We start from the raw sequence: 22,225 nt of genomic DNA, 5'->3' as shown, positions 1-22,225 counted from the left end.
AGGCAGTGATCAGAGGAATACCTTTCAGAACCGGTTACTGGGGCCGCTTTGCGGCCCTTCGCGGGCGCGCCCGCTCCCACAGGTACTGCACAAAACCCCGTGGGAGCGGGCATGCCCGCGAAGGGGCGCGAAGCGGCCCAGATTCCGGCGCTGGGCACGGGCCAGCAAGAAGCGTTCCGTGCTGCTGAATGGATTCTACTCTACACGAACTGCGCTGCGGCGTTGGCCGATGCCCAGGCCCACTGGAAATTGAAACCACCCAGGTGGCCGGTGACATCCAGCACTTCGCCAATAAAGTACAGCCCGGGGCTTTTCAGCGACTCCATGGTCTTGGACGACACTTCGCGGGTATCCACGCCGCCCAGGGTCACTTCTGCGGTGCGGTAGCCCTCGGTGCCCGCAGGCACCACCTGCCAGTTGGCCAGCTTCTCGGCAATCTGCGCCAGTTCTGCGGGGGTGTACTGCTTCATGGGACGGGACTCGAACCACTGCTCGGCCAGCAGGTTGGCCAGCTTGCGGGTGAACACTTCGCCCAGCACGGTCTTCAGTTCGGCATTGGCGCGCTCGGTTTGCATCTGCTGCAGCCAGGTGAGTGCATCGCGGTCGGGCAACAGGTTGATCTCGACAGTGTCACCGGCTTCCCAGAACGACGAGATCTGCAGGATTGCCGGGCCACTCAGGCCACGGTGGGTGAACAGCAGGTTTTCGCGGAAGCTGGTGCCGTTGCAGGTGGCCGTGCAATCAAGCGAAGTGCCGGACAGCTCGCTGCACAATGCCTTGAGTTGTGGCTCGGTGATGGTGAACGGCACCAGCCCGGCGCGGGTCGGCAGCAGGGTGTGGCCAAACTGGCGCGCGACCTGGTAGCCGAACCCGGTGGCGCCCAGGGTCGGGATCGACAGGCCCCCGGTGGCGATCACCAGTGACTGGCAGGCGAACTGCCCGCCGCTGGTCTGCAGCAGGTAGCCGCTTTCGGTTCTTTCGATCTGTTCGATGCTGGTGTGCATGCGGATTTCGGCACCGGCCTCGTCGCATTCGGCCAGCAGCATGTCGAGGATGTCGCTGGCCTTGTTGTCGCAGAACAACTGGCCGAGCTTCTTCTCGTGGTACGCCACGCCGTGCTTGCACACCAGCTCGATGAAGTCCCATTGCGTGTAGCGGGCCAGCGCGGATTTGCAGAAATGGGCGTTGTGCGAGAGGAAGTTGGCCGGTTCGGTGTACATATTGGTGAAGTTGCAGCGCCCGCCGCCAGACATGAGGATCTTCTTGCCTGGCTTGTTGGCGTGGTCGAGCAACAGTACCCGGCGGCCGCGGCGGGCGCTGAGCTGGGCGCACATCAGGCCGGCGGCGCCGGCGCCGAGGATGATCACGTCGGTGGAGTGCACGGTGTTACCTCATGGATAGCCGGGGCCGCTGTGCGGCCCATCGCAGGCAAGCCAGCTCCCACAGGTACCGCACAAGCCTGAAGGCCTGTGGTGACCCTGTGGGCGCTGGCGTGCCTGCGATGGGCTGCAAGGCAGCCCCAAAAATGTCAGACGATACGGACTTTCAGGGACCGGCCCTTGATCTTGCCGCTGTTCAAGCGCTGCATGGCCTGCTTGGCGAGCGCCCGCTCCACCGCCACAAACGCCTGGAAGTCGAAGATCGCGATCTTGCCCACCTGCTTGCCCGGGATCCCGGCATCACCGGTCAACGCCCCGAGAATGTCGCCAGGGCGCAGCTTGTCCTTGCGCCCGGCGGCGATGCACAGGGTGCTCATCACCGGCAGCAGCGGCTCGCCGCCCTTGTTCTTCAGGCTGTCGAGCTGGTCCCAGCGCAGCGGGCTCTTCTGCAGTTGCTCGATGGCCTGGGCGCGGTGGCCTTCTGCCGGGGCAACCAGGCTCACCGCCAGGCCCTTCTCACCAGCGCGGCCAGTACGGCCCACGCGGTGCACGTGGATTTCCGCATCGCGTGCCAGCTCGACGTTGATGACCATGTCCAGGCCATCGATGTCCAGGCCGCGCGCGGCCACGTCGGTGGCCACCAGCACCGAGCTGCTGCGGTTGGCGAACATGGTCAGAACCTGGTCGCGGTCGCGCTGCTCAAGGTCGCCGTGCAGCGCCTGGGCGACGATACCCTTGGCGGTCAGGTGGGCAACCACGTCTTCGCACTGCTGCTTGGTGAAGCAGAACGCCACGCAAGACTGCGGGCGATAGTGGCCCAGCACGCGGGTCACCGCCTCCAGGCGCTGCTCTGGGTCGATCTCGATGAAGCGCTGCTCGATCTGGTTGTCGGTGTGCAGGCTCTCGACCTTCACTTGCTGCGGGTTACGCATGAAGTCTGCGGCCAGTTGCTTGATGCCGGCCGGGTAGGTGGCCGAGAACAGCAGGGTCTGGCGGCGCGATGGGGTTTTGCCGATGATGCTGGCAATGGCATCGAAAAAGCCCATGTCGAGCATGCGGTCGGCTTCGTCGAGCACCAGGGTGTTCAGGCCATCGAGTACCAGTGTGCCTTTGTCCAGGTGCTGCTGGATGCGCCCAGGCGTACCGACGATGATGTGCGCACCGTGTTCCAGCGAGGCGATCTGCGGGCCCAGCGAGACACCACCGCACAGGGTCAGGATCTTGATGTTGTCCTCGGCGCGGGCCAGGCGGCGCAGTTCCTTGGCGACCTGGTCGGCCAGTTCGCGGGTCGGGCACAGCACCAGGGCCTGGCAGCCGAAGTAACGCGGGTTGATCGGGTTCAGCAGGCCGATGCCGAAGGCGGCGGTCTTGCCGCTGCCGGTCTTGGCCTGGGCAATCAGGTCCTGGCCCTTGAGGATGACCGGCAGGCTCTGGGCCTGGATCGGTGTCATCGCGGCATAGCCGAGGGCGTCCAGGTTGGCCAGCATGGCAGTGGACAGCGGCAAGGTGGCAAAGGCGGTGGATTCGGTGGTCACGAGGCGGGCCTGCGGTGCGAAGCTAAAAATGCCGCATAGTCTACCAGCCTCGTGGCCATTCGCCCTAAGACTCCATGTGGTGTTCCGGACGACGGGCACGCCTTCCGTCCGTCGGTGCCAGCTGCAGGAAGATCGCCGCCGCCAGCATGGCCATCACGCCGATGGTGACGAAGGTCAGCTGGAAGGCGCCCAATGTGGTGTCCACACCTTCGGCACTGTCGGCGGCGGTGAAGCCGCCAAGCAGGGCGCCGGCGCAGGCCACGCCCAGGCTCAGCGCCAGCTGCGCGACCACCGATAGCAGGCTGTTGCCGCTGCTGGCGCTGGCATCGTCGAGGTCGATCAGGGTTACCGTGTTCATTGCCGTGAACTGCATCGAGTTGACCGCGCCCAGCAGCCCCAGCTGGATCAGCAGCACGGCATAGGACGTCTGCTCGTCAACCAGCCCAAGGCTGGCCAGCAGCAGGCCCAGCAGCAAGGTATTGCTGGTCAGGATGATGCGGTAGCCGAAGCGTTCGATCAGCGGCCTGGCAAGGGATTTGGCCACCATTGCCGCCGCCGCCAGCGGGATCATGCTCATGCCGGCCTGGGCCGGCGAATAGCCCAGTGCGACTTGCAGCAGCAACGGCACCAGGAACGGCAGGGCGCCGCTGCCCAGGCGCGCGAACAGGTTGCCCAGGATACCAATGGCGAAGGTGCGCACGCGGAACAGGCTGGGCGAGAACAGCGGCTCGGGGTCGCGCCCGGCGCGCAGCCAGTAGGCGGCCAGGCACGCCATGCCGGCAAACAGCAGCAGCATCACCCGCAGGTGCGGCAGGTGCAGCTCGCCGAGCCCCTCCATGGCAATGGTGATCAGCACCATCGCGGCGCCGAACAGCAGGAAGCCAGGGGTATCGAAGCGGGTGCGTTCAGCGCCGCGCAGGTCGGGGATGAGCTTCCAGACGGCGTAGCAGCCCAGCAGGCCGACAGGCAGGTTGAGCAGGAAAATCCAGTGCCAGCTGAGGATCTCCACCAGCCAGCCGCCCACCGTCGGACCCAGCAGTGGCCCGAGCAGGCCGGGGATGGTAATGAAGCTCATGATGCGTACCAGCTCGCTGCGCGGGTAGGCGCGCAACACCACCAGCCGCCCGACCGGCAGCATCAGGGCGCCGCCCAGGCCCTGCACCACACGGGCGAAAATCAGGAAGCCGAGGCTGTTGGCGGCGGCGCATAGCAGCGAACCAAAGCTGAACAGCAGGATGGCGCTGAAGAAGATGCGCTTGGTGCCGAAGCGGTCGGCGATCCAGCCCGAGGCGGGTATCAGCAGGGCCACCGTGAGCATGTAGGCAATGATTACGCCCTGCATCCGCAGCGGGTCTTCGGCCAGCGAGCGGGCCATGGCCGGCAGCGCGGTGTTGAGGATGGTGCCGTCCAGGGACTGCATGAAGAAGGCGATGGCGACCACCCAGGGGATCCAGCGGGCGGTGGCGGGGTCTAGCGGGGTGCGTTCGGGCATGACTTCCTCGTTTGTCAGTGCCGGCCTCTTCGCGGCTAAAGCCGCTTCTACAAGGGTTACGCGTTCGTTGTAGAAGCGGCTTTAGCCGCGAAAGGGCCGGCAAGTCCAATCACAATGTCAGGGTCAGGCCTTTGACCAGCGCACCCGGCAAATGACTCGACCCGGTGCTGCGCTGTCCATAGGTGCTGGTCGACAGGATCATCTCGCGCTCCTGGGTCAGGTCCTCCAGTTGGCTACCGAGCAAACTGTACAGGCTGTCATCGAAGCGCATGGTGCTCACCGGCCCCTGGATCTGCCCGTTCTCTACCCAGAAGGTGGCGAACCGGGTCAGCCCGGTCATGCGCGCTGCTGGCAAGTCCGAGTAGTTGAGGTACCACAGGTTGCTGATGTACAGCCCAGTGCCCAGCCGCTGCAAGACCTCGTCCATGGGCAGGCCACCCGGTGCCAGGCTGAGTGCGCAGGGCGACTCGTAACTGTCGGCGCCGTTGGCCAGCAGCTTGAATTCGGCGGCGCTGCGCGCGCTGATCAGCCGTTGCGCCGCCCGGCCTTGCTGGATCAGCGGCACATCCAGGCGCGGTGAGCCTTCATCGGAAAACGCCGGGCTCAGCGAGCCGCTGACCTGCTCGGTGAAACTCACCAGCGGGCTCAGCCGTGCATCGCCGTTGTACAGGCGCTGCAAGGCGCTATTGCCGGTGGCCAGCGCCTGGGCGGAAAAACCGCCCCAGCACAGCATGCCGGCGATTTCGTCCATCGCCGCCGGGGCCAGGTAGGCACGGTAGCTGCCGGGTTCGAGGGTGACCGCCGGGCGCCCGAGGAAGCCCAACTGCTCCCGCGCCTGGCGCAGGCGCGCGGTGAAGTCGTCGGGGTTCCACACCTGGCCGGCGTAGTTGGCCTTCACCGCCTGGCCGTTTTCGTGGAACAGGCTCCAGTCGAAGTTGAAGCTGTTGGCCTGGTGCCAGCCGAAGGCACCGAACGAGCTGGCGAAGCCCCGGCAGACCGGGCCCGCGGCATAAATGCCGACCAGGTCCAGGTCACCCGCTTCGCGGTCGAGCAACGCCAGCACATCGCTGAGTTCAGGGAGCGGCTGCTGTTGCTGGCTGTGGCTGTGCCAGGCGCTTTCGTCCAGGCGCAGGTAAGGGTCGACGGCCAGCAGTGGCAGGGTCTGGCGCAGTTGCGCCAGGGCATCCGCCAAGCGTTGGCGGTCCAGTTGCGCATCGCCACTCAAGGTCACCTGCTGCTCGGCTTGGCGACCGTCGCGGATCAGCCGCAGCTGCGCGCTGGCCTGGCTGACATGCCCGGCCTGGCGCACCTTGGCGTGGTTGAAGCGCACGAACTGGGACTGCTCGGCGCTGTAGCCAAGGGTGAACTGCTCGCCACGTTCCAGGGCGGCGCGCACCTCCCCGGCCAGGGTTTCAAAGGCGTGTTTCATCAGGCATCCCCTCCGAATACGTCGATCTGGCGGAACACGCAGGCCGGCGAGGCGTGGCCCACGCGCACCACCTGGTTGGGTTCGCCCTTGCCGCAGTTGGGCGTGCCCAGTACCTGGAAGGTGCTGCGGTCGCCGACCGCTGCCAGGTTGCGCCAGAACTGTGCGGAGATGCCCCGGTAGTTGGGGTTCTTGACGATGCCCTTGAGCTCGCCGTTCTCGATCAGTTGGCCCCATTCGCAGCCGAACTGGAACTTGTTGCGCGCGTCGTCGATGGACCAGGACCTGTTGGTCCGCATCAGGATGCCGTGCTCGATGCCCGCGATCAGTTGTTCGAGGGAGTGCTCGCCCGGCTCGATGTTGAGGTTGGCCATGCGGTCGATCGGCGCACGGTTCCAGCCACAGGCGCGGCTGTTGGCCACACCGTCCAGGCCGGAGCGGAACTGCGACAAAGCGCCACCCAGTGGACGCAGCAGCAGGCCGTCGCGGATCAGGAACTGCTTGCTGGCCGGAGTGCCGTCATCATCGAAGCTGTAGCTGGCCAGTTCTTCGCCGATGGTCGGGTCGAAGGTCACGTTCAGCAGGCTGGAACCGTACTGCAGGTAGCCGAAGTCACTGGCTTTGACGAAGCTGGTGCCCGCGTAGTTACGCTCGTCACCGAGGATGCGGTCCATCTCCAGCGGGTGGCCGATCGATTCGTGAATCTGCAGCATCATCTGGTCGGGCATCAACAGCAGGTCGCGCGGGCCACTGGGCGTATTAGGGGCCAGCAGCAACTGTAGGGCCTCGTCGGCGACCCGGCTGGCGGCGCCAACCAGGCCACAACGCTCAACGATCTCGTAACCGCCTTGCTGGCCGAAATTGTCGCGGCCCAGGCTGCGGCTCTGGCTGTCCTGGCCGTTGCTGGCAGTTACCCCCAGCCCCGGGAACAGAAAGCGCTGGGCATGGCGCAGCTCGGCGCCGGCTGAGTTCAGGTAGGTCTGCTCGACCAGGCTCAGGCCCAGACTGGCCTGCCAGTCCACCAGGCGGCTGTCCTTGGGTACGCTGGCTGATTCCGCGGCGAGCAGGCCAAGGCAGTCGGCCAGGCTGGGCACGGGCTGGTCGAGGTTGGGCGAGATGTGGTCGTGGCGGGCGCTGGTCACCGGTTGCCCGCGCAGGTCCAGCAGGCTATGCCGGGCGATCTGCCGGGCCAGGGCTTCGGCGTGCTCCAGGGCGCGCTGCAGGCCGGCCTGCGACAGATCGGCGGTGGCCGCATAGGCCTCCACGCCATTGACCCGTACGGTAAGCATTGCGCCCTCGTCCTGGCTGAACGAGGGTGGCTCGGCCACATTGCGGCGAACCGAAAGCGCCTGGTGCGACTGTTTCACATGGCGCAGGGAAAACAACTCGGCCTTGCTGCGCAGCGCGGCAAAGCGCTGGCGCAGCAGGGCGCTGGAATCGAACATGTGCAAGCCTCCGTGTACACGGTAGCTCCCCCTAGAACCACTCGTCCTGCATCGCGAGGCAAGTGTTGTCGCGCGCCTCGAGCAATGCCAGCTCATTATGGCAGCCTGGTACTTCCCAGGTCAGGAAATAACGGGCGGCCTGCAGCTTGCCGAGGTAAAAGTCGCGATCGGCAGCGTCGGCCTTGAGCAGCCCGAGTTCGGCGTGGACTGCCTGTTCCAGCCACCGCCAGCCGATTACACAGTGGCCGAAGGCCTTCAGGTACAGGGCCGAGTTGGCCAGGGCGCCGGCGACTTTACCCTGGGCCAGGTCAGCGAGCAGGGTCAGGGTGACCCCTTGCAGGCGGTTGACCAGTTGCTCCAGTGGCTGGCGCAGCGGGTCGAGGTTGGGGTGATGGCTGGCGCGCTCGCCGGTGGCGGCGATTCGGCGAAGCAGTTGCTTGAGGCCAGCGCCATTGTTCTGCGCCAGCTTGCGGCCGAGCAGGTCGAGCGACTGGATGCCCTCGGTGCCTTCGTGGATCGGGTTCAGGCGGTTGTCGCGGTAGTACTGCTCCACTGGGTATTCGCGGGTATAGCCGTGGCCGCCGAGAATCTGGATCGCCAGTTCGTTGGCCTTGAGGCAGAACGCCGAGGGCCAGGACTTGACGATCGGGGTCAGCAGATCGAGCAGTTCCTGCGCCTGGTTGCGGGCGCTCTCATCACTGCCGGTCTGCGTGTCGTCGAACAGGCGCGCGGCGTACAGGCCAAGATCGAAGGCGCCTTCGACGTAGGCTTTCTGCGCCAGCAGCATGCGTTTCACATCGGTGTGCTGAATGATCGGCACCGCGCTGCTGTGCGGATCCTTGTTGTCCGGCAGGCGGCCCTGCGGGCGCTGGCGGGCGTATTCCAGCGAATACAGGTAGCCGGCATAACCCAGCATCACCGCGCCCATGCCGACGCCAATACGCGCCTCGTTCATCATCTGGAACATGCAGGCCAGGCCTTGATGCGGCTGGCCGACCAGATAGCCGACGCATTGGCCGTTGTCACCGAAGTTGAGCGCCGTGGAGGTGGTGCCGCGCCAGCCCATCTTGTGGAACAGCCCGGCCAGCAGCACATCGTTGCGCGGACCGCAGCTGCCGTCGGGGTTGACGTGGTACTTGGGCACGATGAACAGCGAGATGCCCTTCACCCCAGGCGGTGCGTCCGGCAGCTTGGCCAGGACCATGTGCACGATGTTTTCCGACAGCTCGTGGTCGCCGCCGGAGATGAAGATCTTGTTGCCCTTGAGCCGATAGCTGCCGTCGCCGGCAGGTTCAGCGCGGGTGCGGATGTCGGCCAGCGACGAGCCGGCGTGGGGTTCGGTCAGGGCCATGGTGCCGAAGAAGCGGCCCTCTATCATCGGCTGCAGGAACAGGCGCTTCTGCTCCTGCGTGCCGAAGCTTTCGATCAGGTTGGCCGCGCCCATGGTCAGGAACGGGTAGGCTGTGGTGCCGGCGTTGGCGGCCTGGAAGTGCGCGAAGCACGCTTGCGAGACCAGGCTGGGCAGTTGCATACCACCTGCGTCGTAGTCGCGGTTGGCGTTGAGGAAACCGGCCTCCAGGAACGCGTCGACGGCGGGTTTCACCTCGGGGATCAGCTCGGCGCGGCCGTCGACGTAGCGCGGCTCGTTTTCATCGGCTTTGCGGTTGTGCGGGGCGAAGAACTTCTCGGCGATGGTGCGCGCGGTGGTCAGCGCGGCGTCGAAGGTTTCGCGGCTGTGTTCGGCGAAGCGTGGGCGCTGGGTGAGGGCTTCGGCGTCGAGGACTTCGTAGAGCTCGAAGGCGAGGTTGCGGGGGCTGAGCAGGGTCTCGGGCATGGGGGCGGTCCTTGAGCGGGCTTGAGGCGAGTCTAGGATCGGCCGAATAAGACTGGCTACCATGATCGATACAAATGATGTTCAGTCACAGATCCTCGTATTTGGAGCGTCTGATGTTGATTGACGGGGGAAGGGGCTGGGTAGAGTGAGCGTCAACGGAACCAGATGCTCGCAGCAAGCATTCCAGCACCTGCGAGATCAAAAGGCATGCAGCTATCAGTCTTGGTACCTACGAGCGTCGCAGAAATTTCCTACGTCCAAAGTGATCTCTGGACAGGTGTGGCATTAGCCGCAAACTTCGTAACCTCCCGAGGGGATGAGGGACGTTTTTTTGCGAGCGACGGGAAAGACTACGCCAATACCCGTAGGGTTGTGAGTCAGCGGTGGGTACCGTTGGGCGAAAATGAGCGAAGTTTCGCCAGGCTGGCGGTATCTGGTGGCTTAGGCGTAACTCTGAGTCGCGCATCTTGGAAAGATAGTGTGGCACCTGCTCGGTCACGGATGCCCGCTTTGTTCGCCGCAGCAGCTTCGGCGCCTGTAAGACCGAGCGCCGCCCGCGCGGCGCATCGCGAGCTGGCGCTCGCTCCTACGTTTGTTTCGGGCCAGTGAGGCCTGTGACAGGCGTGCGCGACCGCCTTGTTCATACGACACAATATCAAGCCATGCGCCAAAGCGTTCGCGCGCAAATCCCACAGGAATGATTGGCCCGAAACAAACGTAGGAGCGAGCGCCAGCTCGCGATGCGCCGCGCGGGCGGCGCTCGATCTCACAGGCGCTGAAAATGTTGTGTCGGTCACCTGTCAGCCCACCCCCAATCTCAAGGCGGACACCCATAAAAAAAGGAGAGCCAAAGCTCTCCCTTTCCCTCAACAACCCTCAGCCTCAGCCAATCGTCATCAAGCTGGCGTTACCACCGGCCGCCGCAGTATTCACACTAACCGCGCGCTCAATCACCAGCCGCTCCAGCGCAATCTGATGATCCCCGCTGGACAACCCGTGCACACCCACGATCGCCCCGCCACGCTTGGCCACCTGCTGGCAAACGCCACGCAGCTGGTCCGAGTCGCCATGGTGGATCACGGCGTCGAACGCCACTTCATCCTTGTTCCAGTCCGCCACCAGCTTCACCTTGGCCTGCAACTCACGCGGCAGGCGCGCGCGCAAGGCCTTGCCCGGTTCGCTGTCAGCCCACACCGCCGAGCTGCCAACAGCCAGCACCGCGGCGAGCTGCGCCAGCAGGTCGGTTTCATTGTCGGCCAGGCACAGCACATGCTCGCGCGGCAGGATGGTGTAGCTGTTGCGCTCACCGGTCGGGCCTGGCAGCAGGCGGGCGATGCCGCTCTGCGACTGGCCAGCGAACTGGTCGCACAGCGCGGCCAGGTCGGCCAGCTGATTGCTCTCGGCCCAGGCCTTCAAACCGTGCAGCGGCTTCACCAGTTGCTCATGCAGGGTACGGTCCGGCTTGCCTTCGCCATCCTGTTGCTGGAAGTGGCGGCCAATCGCGTCGGCCGGGCGGGTCGACAGCAGGCGATACAGGTACAGCGGGCCGCCGGCTTTCGGGCCGGTACCAGACAGGCCTTCACCACCGAAGGGCTGCACGCCTACCACGGCGCCAACGATGTTGCGGTTGACGTACATGTTGCCGGCGTTGGCGGTTTCCACCACCTTGGCGATGGTCTCGTCGATGCGGGTGTGCACGCCGAGGGTCAGGCCATAGCCGGAGTTGTTGATCTGCTCGATCAACTGGTCGAGGTTGCGGCGGTTGTAGCGCACCACGTGCAGCACTGGGCCGAAGATTTCACGCTTCAGCTCGTCGAAGCTGTCCAGCTCGATCAGGGTCGGCATGACGAAGGTGCCGCGCTTGATCTCGGCAGCATCGGCGATCGCGACCTGGTAGACCGAGCGGCCTTTTTCACGCATGCCCTGGATGTGCTTCTCGATACCGGCCTTGGCTTCGGCGTCGATCACCGGGCCAATGTCCACTGCCAGGCGGTCCGGGCAGCCCAGGCGGCTTTCAGCCATGGCCCCCTTGAGCATTTCGATCACGCGGTCGGCGGAGTCTTCCTGCAGGCACAGCACACGCAGGGCCGAGCAACGCTGGCCGGCACTGTCGAAGGCCGACGATACCACGTCGATCACCACTTGCTCGGTGAGCGCAGAAGAGTCGACGATCATGGCGTTCTGGCCACCGGTTTCGGCGATCAGCGGGATCGGCCGCCCCTGGTTGTCCAGGCGGCCGGCGACGTTGCGCTGCAGCAGGCGCGCGACTTCGGTGGAACCAGTGAACATCACGCCTTTGACCCGCTCGTCACCAACCAGGCCGGCACCCACGGTTTCACCGCGCCCTGGCAGCAACTGCAGTACACCTTCCGGAATGCCGGCTTCCAGTAACAGGCGCACGGCCTGCGCGGCGATCAGTGGGGTCTGTTCGGCAGGCTTGGCCAGTACCGGGTTGCCGGCAGCCAGGGCTGCGGCCACCTGGCCGGTGAAAATCGCCAGCGGGAAGTTCCATGGGCTGATGCAGACCACCGGCCCCAGCGGGCGGTGCGCGTCATTGCTGAAGTCGTTGCGGGCCTGCACCGCGTAGTAGCGCAGGAAGTCCACCGCCTCGCGCACTTCGGCGATGGCGTTGGCAAAGGTCTTGCCGGCTTCGCGAATCAGCAGCCCCATCAACGGCTGGATTTCTGCCTCCATCAGGTCGGCGGTACGCTCCAGAATCGCGGCGCGCTCTGCCGGCGGGGTGGCCTGCCAGATCGGCGCCGCGTTGATGGCGCACTGGATGGCATTGTCCACGTCGGCGACCGTGGCTTCCTGCACATGGCCTACCACATCGCGATGGTCTGCCGGGTTCAGCACCGCTACCGCAGCCGCCTCACTGGCGGCGCAGGCCAGCAGCGGGGCGGCTTTCCAGTCATTGTGAGCGGTGGCCAGCATGGCGCAGGACAGCGAAGCCAGGCGGTGCTCGTTGGCCATGTCGATACCGGCCGAGTTGGCCCGTTCGCTGCCATACAGGTCACGCGGCAATGGGATGCGCGGGTGCGGCAAGCCGATGCTGCCCTCCTGGGTGCCCATGCGTTCGATGCTGGCGACCGGGTCGGCGACCAGTTCCTGGATCGAGATCGAGTGGTCGGCAATGCGGTTGACGAACGAGGTGTTGGCGCCGTTTTCCAGCAGGCGACGCACCAGGTAGGCCAGCAACGTTTCGTGGGTGCCCACCGGAGCATAGACGCGGCATGGGCGGTTCAGCTTGCCATCGGCCAGCTTGCCGACCACCTGCTCGTACAGGGGCTCGCCCATGCCGTGCAGGCACTGGAACTCGTACTGGCCCGGGTAATAGTTCTGCCCGGCAATATGGTAGATGGCCGACAGGGTGTGGGCGTTGTGGGTGGCGAATTGCGGGTAGATGGCCTCGGGTACGGCCAGCAGCTTGCGTGCGCAGGCCACGTAGGACACGTCGGTGTACACCTTGCGCGTGTATACCGGGTAGCCCTCCAGCCCCTCGACCTGGGCGCGCTTGATCTCGCTGTCCCAGTAGGCACCTTTGACCAGGCGGATCATCAGGCGGTGGCGGCTGCGCTTGGCCAGGTCGATAACGTAGTCGATCACGTACGGGCAGCGCTTCTGGTAGGCCTGGATGACGAAGCCGATGCCGTTCCAGCCAGCCAGCGCCGGCTCGAAGCACAGGCGCTCGAGCAGGTCCAGCGACAGCTCCAGGCGGTCGGCTTCCTCGGCATCGATGTTCAGGCCGATGTCGTATTGCTTGGCCAGCAAGGTCAGCGACAGCAGGCGCGGGTACAGCTCTTCCATCACCCGCTCGTACTGGGCCCGGCTGTAGCGCGGGTGAAGCGCCGACAGCTTGATCGAGATGCCTGGGCCTTCATAGATGCCGCGGCCATGCGAAGCCTTGCCGATCGAGTGGATGGCCTGCTCGTAGGACGCCAGGTATTTCTGCGCGTCGTGCTCGGTGAGGGCGGCCTCGCCGAGCATGTCGTAGGAATAACGGAAGCCCTTGGCCTCGAAGCGGCTGGCATTGGCCAGGGCTTCGGCAATGGTTTCGCCCGTGACGAACTGCTCGCCCATCAGGCGCATGGCCATGTCGACACCCTTGCGGATCATCGGCTCGCCGCTCTTGCCGATGATGCGGGTGAGCGAGGAGGTGAGGCCGGCTTCGTTGTGCGTGCTGACCAGCTTGCCGGTCAGCAGCAGGCCCCAGGTGGCGGCGTTGACGAACAGCGACGGGCTGTTGCCCAGGTGCGGCTGCCAGTTGCCGTTGCTGATCTTGTCGCGGATCAGTGCGTCACGGGTGCCCTTGTCGGGGATGCGCAGCAGGGCTTCGGCCAGGCACATCAGGGCCACGCCTTCCTGCGAAGACAGCGAGAACTCCTGCAGCAGGCCCTGAACGATGCCCGCCCGGCCGCCGGCGCTTTTCTGGTTGCGCAGTTTCTCGGCAATGCCGGCGGCCAGCTTGTTGGTCGCCTCGGCCAGCGGTGCGCTGAGGCGCGCCTGTTCCAGCAACATCGGTACCACTTCCTGCTCGGGGCGGCGGTATGCGGCGGTAATGGCCGAGCGCAGTACCGACTGGGGCAGGATGCTCTCGGCGAATTCCAGGAAGCACTGGTGACCATGGTCAGGCTGGACCTCGCCGGCGTCATCGGCCAGGCTGCCGGCATGGCCGTTGAGGTCGTTCAGGGTCGCGCCACCCTCGAGCTTCTCCAGGTAATTGAAGATCGCCTGCTTGATCAACCAGTGCGGCGTGCGGTCTATCGACTGCGCTGCTGCCTTGAGTCGCTCACGGGTAGGGTCATCGAGTTTGACCCCAAGGGTGGTCGTCGCCATTTCTTATCCTCGTTATTGCCACGGCTGTGGCCTAAGCTGGCGCCAAGATTAGCTGTAGGACAATTCGGGTGCAACCAGGTGCAACCCGAATTTTTCGAGGAAAAGGTGCAACTCGTCCGACAGTGATTTCCGTACAGGGCGAGGGGTCGTTTTTGGCGCGGTTAAATCGCGAAAACGACCTCTTCGCTCCAAAAAGGGGCAAAAAATCGGCTTCGTCGGAAAATGCACGGGCAGGTGCAACTTGCAAATGAAAAATGGTTGCACCCACTTTGCGTTGTTGCATAGCATTCGCCGCCTGGGTGCAACCGCAAACGCTGCGGTTGTGCATGAGATAAAAACAAACGCCAGGGCACACACATGGGCAACCCACTAACGATCACCTTCGTGATCTACATCGCGGCAATGGTGCTGATCGGCTTCGCCGCCTATCGCTCCACCAACAACCTTTCCGACTACATTCTGGGCGGGCGCAGCCTGGGCAGCGTGGTAACCGCACTGTCTGCCGGTGCTTCCGACATGAGTGGCTGGCTGCTGATGGGCCTGCCGGGCGCCATCTACTTCGCTGGCCTGTCCGAGGCCTGGATCGCCATCGGCCTGACCGTGGGTGCCTACCTGAACTGGCTGTTCGTGGCCGGTCGCCTGCGCGTGCAAACCGAGCACAACGGTGACGCGTTGACCCTGCCGGATTATTTCTCCAGCCGCTTCGACGACAATAGCGGCTTGCTGCGCATCATTTCCGCCATCGTCATCCTGGTGTTCTTCACCATCTACTGCGCTTCCGGCATCGTTGCCGGTGCCCGTCTGTTCGAAAGCACCTTCGGCATGCCCTACGAAACCGCCTTGTGGGCTGGCGCTGCCGCCACCATCGCCTACACCTTCGTGGGTGGCTTCCTGGCGGTGAGCTGGACCGACACGGTGCAGGCGTCGCTGATGATCTTTGCGTTGATCCTCACGCCGGTGATCGTGCTGATCTCCACAGGTGGCTTCGACACTACCTTCGCGGCCATCGAGGCGGTCAACCCGGCCAACTTCGACATGTTCAAAGGCGCAACCTTCATCGGCATCATCTCGCTGATGGGTTGGGGCCTGGGCTATTTCGGCCAACCACACATCCTGGCGCGCTTCATGGCGGCCGACTCTGTGAAGTCGATTGCCAACGCCCGCCGCATCTCCATGGCCTGGATGATCCTGTGCCTGGCCGGTACCTGCGCCGTGGGCTTCTTCGGCATCGCCTATTTCTCGGCCAACCCTGATCTGGCTGGCCCGGTCACCGAAAACCACGAGCGCGTGTTCATCGAACTGGCGAAGATTCTGTTCAACCCCTGGATTGCCGGCGTATTGCTGTCGGCCATTCTGGCGGCGGTGATGAGCACCCTGAGCTGCCAGTTGCTGGTCTGCTCCAGTGCCCTGACCGAAGACTTCTACAAAGCCTTCCTGCGCAAGCATGCGTCGCAGCGTGAGCTGGTGTGGGTCGGCCGCCTGATGGTGCTGGCGGTGGCCCTGATCGCCATCGCCATGGCGGCCAACCCGGAAAACCGTGTGCTGGGCCTGGTGGCCTATGCCTGGGCCGGCTTCGGTGCAGCCTTCGGCCCGGTGGTGCTGATTTCGGTCCTGTGGAAAGGCATGACCCGTAACGGCGCGCTGGCCGGTATCGTGGTCGGTGCACTGACCGTGATCCTGTGGAAGCAGATCGATGTCTGGGGCCTGTACGAAATAATCCCGGGCTTCCTGCTGGCGAGCATTGCCATCGTCGTGGTGAGCAAGCTGGGCAGCCCTTCGCAGGCGATGGTGCAGCGCTTCGAGACGGCTGATGCGGCGTACCACGCTGACAAGTAATACCCGCTGAGCCGGCGGCGCCTGCTTCCACAGGGTTTGCACGGAACCTGAAACCAGTGCGGTCCGTGTGGGAGCGGGCAAGCCCGCGAAGAAGCCGCCGCCGATCGACGGCCAGGCCTGACGCCGCCTGCAAGGCAAGGTAAACTTGCCGCCTTCGCAGGAGTTGCCATGAACTATCGTCACGCCTTCCACGCCGGCAACCACGCCGACGTCCTCAAACACATCGTGCTGACCCGCCTCATCGCCCTGATGTCGCGCAAGGAGCAGCCGTTCGCCTACATCGATACCCACGCAGGGCTTGGCCTGTACGACCTGCAGGGCGACCAGGCAAGCCGCACCGGCGAGTATCAGCAAGGTGTAGCCCGCCTGTGGAACCGCGATGACCTGCCGGCCATGGCCGCTGACTACCTGCGCGTCATCAAGCGTTTGAACGCCGACGGCGAGCTGCGCTACTACCCTGGTTCGCCTGAGCTGGCCCGGCGTTTGATGCGCCAGCAGGACCGTGCCCTGCTCAATGAGAAGCACCCGGAAGACGGGCCGCTGCTCAAGGAGAACATGAAGAAAGACCCGCGCGTTACCGTGCACCTGGGTGAAGGCTGGTACGTGCCGCGGGCCTTGCTGCCTGTGCAGGAAAAGCGCGCGATCATGCTGATCGACCCGCCGTTCGAGCAGGCCGATGAGCTCAAGCGCTGCACCACGGCCATGAAAGAGGCCATTGGGCGCATGCGCCAGACGGTTGCAGCCATCTGGTACCCGATCAAGGACCAGCGTTCGTTGACACGCTATTACCAGGACCTGACCAGCACCGGCGCACCCAAGCTGCTGCGGGTGGAGCTGTATGTGCACCATCAGGACAGCCCCCAGGGGCTCAATGGTTCTGGCTTGGCCATCGCCAACCCGCCGTGGGGGTTGGAAGACGAGCTCAAGGAGTTGCTGCCGTGGCTGGCCAAGGAGCTGGCGCAGACTGCCGGTAGCTACCGCATGGACTGGCTGATCGCCGAGTAGGCCGCACCTCGATTCCTTGTAGGAGCGGCCTTGTGTCGCGATAGGGCCGCAAAGCGGCCCCGGCAATTTCTGCCGCGAAGCTGAGAAACTGGGGCCGCTTCGCGCCCCTTTCGCGACACAAGGCCGCTCCTACAACGACCGCGCAGTTCGTGATCTTTGCGTTATAATCCCGCCTTTTAGTCGCCACCCGCCCAAGCGGCCGCTGGCGCATCTCTACCGAATGAAGAGGCTGATCCCTTGGCATTGACGATTCTTGGCCTGTCCGGCGCCCTTAGCCATGACCCTTCCGCGGCCCTGTACATTGATGGCAAGCTGATTGCCGCCGCCGAAGAAGAGCGCTTCGTGCGTGACAAGCATGCGAAGAACCGCATGCCCTACGAGTCGGCGAAGTTCTGCCTGGAGCAGGCAGGCATCAAGCCATCCGACGTCGACGTGGTTGCCATCCCGTTCGCGCCCATCAGCCTGTTCGGCAAGGCGCGCTGGCACTACGCCAAGCGCTACTGGTACGCCCCGGATCGCGCCCTCGATGCAATCCTGATGGGCAACCGCCGCTACAAGCGCTACCGCAAGAAGATCGTCTGGTGCCTGGAGCAACTGGGCTTCGACCCGAAAAAGATCAAGATCGAGCCGGTCGAGCACCACCTGGCCCATGCTTCCAGTGCCTATCACTGCTCGGGCTTCAAGGAAAAAACGGCCATCCTCGGCATTGACGGTAAAGGCGAGTACGCCACCACCTTCTTCGGCTACGGCGAAAACGGCAAGATCCACAAGATCAAGGAATTCTTCGACCCGGACTCGTTGGGTGGCCTGTACGGTGCCATTACCGAGTTCCTCGGTTTCGAGATGCTCGATGGCGAGTTCAAGGTCATGGGCATGGCGCCGTATGGCGATGCCAGCAAATACGACTTCTCGCGCCTGGCCAGCTTCGAGAACGGTGAACTGGTGATCAACACCGAATACGCCAACGTCATCGGCCTGCGCCGCCATAAAGAAAAGGGCAAGGGCTTCTACTTCTCGCCCAAGCTGATCGAGTGGCTGGGGCCCAAGCGCGAAGGCGATATCGCCGACGAGCCGTACATCCATTACGCGGCCAGCATGCAGGCGTTGTTCGAGAAGATCGCCCTGCAGATGATCGACCACTACCTGGGCGACACCCTGCGCGAAACCGGCAAGCTGGCGTTTGCCGGCGGCTGCGCGCTGAACGTCAAGCTCAACCAGAAGATCATCGCCCGCCCGGATGTCAAAGAGCTGTTCGTGCAGCCGGCTTCCGGCGACGCCGGTACTGCGGTTGGCGCTGCGGCCTACGTGTCCCACGCCCGTGGCGTACCGGTCGAGAAGATGGAGCACGTCTACCTCGGCCCGTCCTATTCCAACGAGGACGTGATCGCTGCCTGCGCTCGGCACCCGAATGCACCGGCGTGGCGCAAGCTCGACGACATGCCGCAGCGTATCGCCAAGATCATGGTCGATGGCAACCCGGTGGCCTGGTTCCAAGGCCGCATGGAGTTTGGCCCGCGCGCCTTGGGCGGGCGTTCGATCATCGGTTGCCCGAGCGTGCCGGGCGTCGCCAACCGTATCAACGAGCAGATCAAGTTCCGCGAGCGCTGGAGACCTTTCTGCCCGTCGATGCTCGACACTGTCGCCCCGCAGATGATCAAGGTCGATCACCCGGCGCCGTTCATGACCTTCACCTTCGAAGTGGCTGAAGAGTGGAAAACCCGTGTGCCGGAGGTGGTTCACGAGGACGGTACCTCGCGTGCCCAGGTGCTCAAGCGTGAGTACAACCCGCGCTACTACGACATGATGAAGGCGCTCGAAGACCTGACCGGCAACGGCGTGTCGCTGAACACCTCGCTGAACCGCCGTGGCGAGCCGATGATCTGCTCGCCGACCGACGCCCTGAACATGTTCTTCGGCTCGGACCTGCAGTACCTGATCATGGAAGACATCCTGGTTGTGAAGGACGGCGCTGCCGCCTATGACCAGCCGCTCTGAACCGCGCATCCTGCAGTTCTGCCATGGCTATGACGGGCCGTTTCTGGACTGTGCCCGTCAGTACGCCAGCCTGTTCCAGGGGCGTGGCTACCGGGTCACCACGGTGTTCCTCACGGGGGCAGCCGACCCGCAAGTAGCGGCGGGTTGCGCCTCGGACGAGGTGTTGTTCCTGGGCTTCAGCTCCAAGGCCGTGCGTGGTCTCAAGCTGGGCGCGATCCGCGCCCTGCGGCGGATTGCGGCCGAGCGCAATTTTGCGTTCTGCATCGCCCACCGCTTCAAGCCGATCTATGTGGCGTTGCTGGCTACTGGCCTGCCGGTGATCGGCGTGCACCATGCCTTTGGTGACTACCAGCGCAAGGGGCGGCGCATTTTCGCCAACCTGTTCGGCAAACGCCTGAGCCTGCTCGGGGTGTCGGATGCCGTACGCGACGACATGCGCCGTTGCTTGCCGCAGTGGCCGGCCGAACGCATCCAGACGCTGTACAACCGTATCGACATCGAGGCCCTGCAGGTGACCCAGGTGCCGCGCGCCGAGGCGCGGCAGGCGCTGGGCCTGGATGCGCAGGCATGGATCGTCGGCAATGTCGGCCGGCTGCACCCGGACAAGGACCAGGCCACGCTTTTGCGCGGTTTTGCCCAGGCACTGCCCGGGCTGCCGGCCGGCGCCCGGATGGCGATCCTTGGCAAGGGGCGTCTGGAAGGCAAGCTCAAGGCCCTGGCTGGCGAACTGGGTATTGCCGGGCAGGTCGACTTCCTTGGCCAGGTGCCGGACGCGCGCCGTTACTTCCGGGCTTTCGACGTGTTCGCCCTGAGCTCCGACCATGAGCCGTTCGGCATGGTCCTGCTCGAGGCCATGGTAGCCGGGGTGCCCGTGTTGGCCACCGCCTGTGGCGGTGCCCGCGAGGTGGTCGAGGGCGTTGGCGTGCTGTTCCCGCTGGGCGACCCCGGGCAGTTGGCCCAGGGCCTGGAACATATGGCCGTGCTCGACGGGCAGCAGCGCCAGGCCTGTGCCGAACACATGCTGCAACGCCTGCGTGAGCGCTTTTCCGACCAGGCCGTGCGCGAGGCCTTCTGGCAACTGCCGCAGGTGCGTGCGCTGGTGGGGCAGGGGTGATGCTCAATCGTATTCAGGCTTGGCGCGAACGCGGCTGGCAAGTGATCGACGCCCACGCCTATGCCCAGGCGTGGGCCCGCTTTGGCGGCAGCGTCGCGACTCACCCGCTGGTGGTCGAGCAACTGGCTGACCTGGCGCAGATACCCGTGCGCTACCTTGGCTGGCACCAGAATGGCGAGCTGAAAGCCGCCATTGCGACCTGGGGGCGCCACCTGGCCCTGTCCAAGGACGTGCTCAAACGCGCCGGCAAGAAAGCCCTGTTCGACCTCGGCAACGCCGAAATCATCCTGCCGGCCGCACCCGATGCCGGCGCACCGCTGCGTCACAGCGTGCGCTACCTGTCCGAACTGAACCAGGGCCGCTTCAGCGGGCTCAAGGTGCAGAAGGAACAGCTGGCCATGGCCCGCGCGCACGAAGACCTGTCGAAGAAGTTCCGCTACAACCAGCGCCGCGAGCTGCGCCTGCTGGAAGAGGCGGGCGGGGTGGTGCGCCCGATCAGCGCGTTCAGCGCACAGGAAATCGCCAGCATGTACTGCGACCTGTTCCAGCGCCGCTGGGGCTTCCCGGCCACCGGTGCCGAGCGCATGGCCGATGTGCTGGAGCGGCTGCGTGAGCTGCTGATCGGCTCGGTACTGCTGCTGGACGGCAAGCCGATTGCGATCCAGCTGGTGTACCGTGTCGAGGCACCGCAGTGGGTCAGCGTGGAGTACATCAACGGCGGTGTCGACCCCGAAACCAAGGCCTTCAGCCCAGGTAGCGTGTTGAGCTTCCTCAACACCCAGGCGGCCTGGGACGACGCCCGAGCGCGCAACAAGCCGCTGCGGTTCTCGTTCGGTCGTGCCGACCGCGAGTACAAGGAGCGTTGGTGCAACCCCGTGCCGGTGTACCAGGTATGAGTCGCAAGCAGCAGTTGCTCAAGCGCCACCGGCGCAACAAACGCCTGGCGCTCCTGGCAGGGCTGGTCGGGCTGGTCGCCTTGGGCCTGGCCACATGGTGGTGGCTGCCGCTTTTGCTGTTGCCGCTGCTGTGGGCTGCGCATGAGGCGTGGTTTGCCGACCATCTGTTCTACACCCCGGGCGAAGATTACGCCTACGACTTCGGGGAGCACACCCGGCCCGTGGCCGCGCGCTTGCAGGCCGGTCTGCTCAAGGCCGACTGCGTGCTGCAGGGCGGGGAAACCCTGGTGCTCGAACTGCACATAAAAAGCAGTTGGCTGGGGCGTTTTCTCGATCCGCGGGTCGAACTGCTGGCGGGCGAGCAGGCCGACCAGCAAACCTTCGAGCGCGGTGTCGCCGGCTTGCGTTATCTCAACCTCACCGGCCTGGCCGCCCCCCTGCAGGCCGGCACACTGCGCTTGCGTGGCCGGCATTGCCGGCTGCTGGGCCAGCCGCGCTTGTGGATAACCCCGGCGGTCGAACTGCAACGGCGGCGGGTAATGGTGATTGCACCCCATGCCGATGACGCCGAGTTGGCTGCCTACGGGCTGTACAGCCAAGCGCAGGAAGCCTGGGTGGTCACGCTGACCGCCGGTGAAATCGAGGCCGAGCATTATCGGCAGATGGGCCTGGGCAAGGCCGAAGCCGCTCGCCTGAAAGGTCGCCTGCGCGCCTGGGACAGCATTGCCGTGCCGCGCTGGGCCGGGGTGGCGGAATCTCGTTGTGTGCAGTTGGGCTACTTCTGCCTGCAATTGCCTGCCATGCAGGCGGCGCCCGATCGGCCTGCGGCGTCTCGTGAAGCCGACATGGCCGATATCCGCCCGTTCCGCCAGTTCAACCCGTTCCCGCTGCCCGCCGACCTGGACGGTGCCCCTACCTGGCACAACCTGTTGGCCGACTTGCGGGCTGTGCTCGAGTTGGCCAGGCCCGAAGTGCTGGTGCTGCCGCACCCCCAGCTGGACCCGCACCCCGATCATGTCTGCGCCCAGGCCGCGGTGCTCGAAGCCTTGCAGGGGCTGGCCTGGAAGCCACAGACCCTGCTGTGCTACGCCAACCACCTGCATGACAACGATCGCTGGCCAATGGGCGATAGCGGTGACGGCGTGGCGTTGCCGCCGCAGTTGAGCGCGGATCAGGCCTGGGCCCCCTGCAGCCTGGTACTGGACCTGGCCAGCCAGCGTGACAAGGCAATGGCGCTGGGCATGATGCACGACCTGCAACCGCCAGCCCCCTTCAAGCGTCGCCTGCGCCGCTTGCTGCAGCGGTGGCTGGCCGGTCGCCGCCCGTCGCCTTATGGGGAGAACGAGTTCTTCCGCAAGGCGGTGCGCCGGCATGAGCTGTTCTGGCGGCGTGAGCTGTAAAACTGACCGCGTTGGCGCAGAGCGCCCAAGGA

The 22,225-nt window shown here is 64.8% G+C and carries 13 protein-coding genes; 6 read left to right on the top strand and 7 right to left on the bottom strand.

All coding sequences use genetic code 11. The features are described 5' to 3' along the window. Positions 1 to 200: 200 nt before the first annotated feature. The 7 genes from QME24_RS03765 to putA all read right to left on the bottom strand — a co-directional run bounded on the left by QME24_RS03765 (position 201) and on the right by putA (position 13,947). Complete coding sequence (locus QME24_RS03765) at positions 201 to 1,382, bottom strand: NAD(P)/FAD-dependent oxidoreductase (RefSeq protein WP_054881921.1); 1,182 nt, start codon at positions 1,380 to 1,382, stop codon at positions 201 to 203. 146 nt (positions 1,383 to 1,528) lie between these two features. Next, positions 1,529 to 2,866 carry an ATP-dependent RNA helicase DbpA gene (gene dbpA, locus QME24_RS03760; RefSeq protein WP_232108669.1) on the bottom strand — a complete coding sequence of 446 codons (1,338 nt, stop codon included), beginning with the start codon at positions 2,864 to 2,866 and terminating at the stop codon, positions 1,529 to 1,531. A gap of 112 nt (positions 2,867 to 2,978) precedes the next feature. Next, positions 2,979 to 4,406: a multidrug transporter subunit MdtD gene (gene mdtD / locus QME24_RS03755; RefSeq protein WP_280091816.1), complete on the bottom strand. Its 1,428-nt coding sequence runs from the start codon at positions 4,404 to 4,406 to the stop codon at positions 2,979 to 2,981. A gap of 109 nt (positions 4,407 to 4,515) precedes the next feature. Further along, positions 4,516 to 5,835, bottom strand: coding sequence for a TldD/PmbA family protein (locus tag QME24_RS03750; RefSeq protein ID WP_054904957.1), 1,320 nt, complete (start codon positions 5,833 to 5,835; stop codon positions 4,516 to 4,518). Continuing rightward, a complete protein-coding gene (locus tag QME24_RS03745; RefSeq protein WP_232892249.1) occupies positions 5,835 to 7,277 on the bottom strand; it encodes a TldD/PmbA family protein in 1,443 nt (480 codons plus the stop codon). The genes QME24_RS03750 and QME24_RS03745 overlap by 1 nt, the downstream gene beginning before the upstream one ends. A gap of 31 nt (positions 7,278 to 7,308) precedes the next feature. After that, on the bottom strand, positions 7,309 to 9,111 hold the full coding sequence (locus QME24_RS03740; protein WP_232892250.1) for an acyl-CoA dehydrogenase: 1,803 nt from the start codon (positions 9,109 to 9,111) through the stop codon (positions 7,309 to 7,311). A gap of 882 nt (positions 9,112 to 9,993) precedes the next feature. Continuing rightward, a complete protein-coding gene (putA, locus tag QME24_RS03735) occupies positions 9,994 to 13,947 on the bottom strand; it encodes a trifunctional transcriptional regulator/proline dehydrogenase/L-glutamate gamma-semialdehyde dehydrogenase (RefSeq protein WP_154211057.1) in 3,954 nt (1,317 codons plus the stop codon). A gap of 357 nt (positions 13,948 to 14,304) precedes the next feature. Here putA and putP point away from each other — a divergent pair, with 357 nt between their 5' ends. The 6 genes from putP to QME24_RS03705 all read left to right on the top strand — a co-directional run bounded on the left by putP (position 14,305) and on the right by QME24_RS03705 (position 22,193). Beyond that, positions 14,305 to 15,783, top strand: coding sequence for a sodium/proline symporter PutP (gene putP, locus QME24_RS03730; RefSeq protein WP_054906255.1), 1,479 nt, complete (start codon positions 14,305 to 14,307; stop codon positions 15,781 to 15,783). A gap of 168 nt (positions 15,784 to 15,951) precedes the next feature. Then, complete coding sequence (rlmJ, locus tag QME24_RS03725; RefSeq protein ID WP_054906254.1) at positions 15,952 to 16,788, top strand: 23S rRNA (adenine(2030)-N(6))-methyltransferase RlmJ; 837 nt, start codon at positions 15,952 to 15,954, stop codon at positions 16,786 to 16,788. 237 nt (positions 16,789 to 17,025) lie between these two features. Further along, positions 17,026 to 18,783: a carbamoyltransferase gene (locus tag QME24_RS03720; RefSeq protein ID WP_054906200.1), complete on the top strand. Its 1,758-nt coding sequence runs from the start codon at positions 17,026 to 17,028 to the stop codon at positions 18,781 to 18,783. Next, the gene (locus QME24_RS03715; RefSeq protein ID WP_280091727.1) at positions 18,767 to 19,897 is read left to right on the top strand and encodes a glycosyltransferase; all 1,131 of its coding nucleotides are present in this window, start codon (positions 18,767 to 18,769) and stop codon (positions 19,895 to 19,897) included. Before QME24_RS03720 ends, QME24_RS03715 begins: the two co-directional genes overlap by 17 nt. After that, positions 19,897 to 20,793 (top strand): antimicrobial resistance protein Mig-14, encoded by an 897-nt coding sequence (locus tag QME24_RS03710; RefSeq protein WP_054906198.1) that lies wholly within the window; start codon positions 19,897 to 19,899, stop codon positions 20,791 to 20,793. The genes QME24_RS03715 and QME24_RS03710 overlap by 1 nt, the downstream gene beginning before the upstream one ends. Then, positions 20,790 to 22,193: a PIG-L family deacetylase gene (locus tag QME24_RS03705; RefSeq protein WP_280091726.1), complete on the top strand. Its 1,404-nt coding sequence runs from the start codon at positions 20,790 to 20,792 to the stop codon at positions 22,191 to 22,193. Before QME24_RS03710 ends, QME24_RS03705 begins: the two co-directional genes overlap by 4 nt. The last annotated feature ends 32 nt before the right edge of the window (positions 22,194 to 22,225 follow it).

The organism is Pseudomonas sp. PARCl1, assembly GCF_947311875.1.
GTDB classification, from domain to species: Bacteria; Pseudomonadota; Gammaproteobacteria; order Pseudomonadales; family Pseudomonadaceae; genus Aquipseudomonas; species Aquipseudomonas juntendi.
The sequence above is the reverse complement of the archived record's forward strand: the minus strand, read 5'-3'. Positions and strand labels throughout refer to the sequence as shown.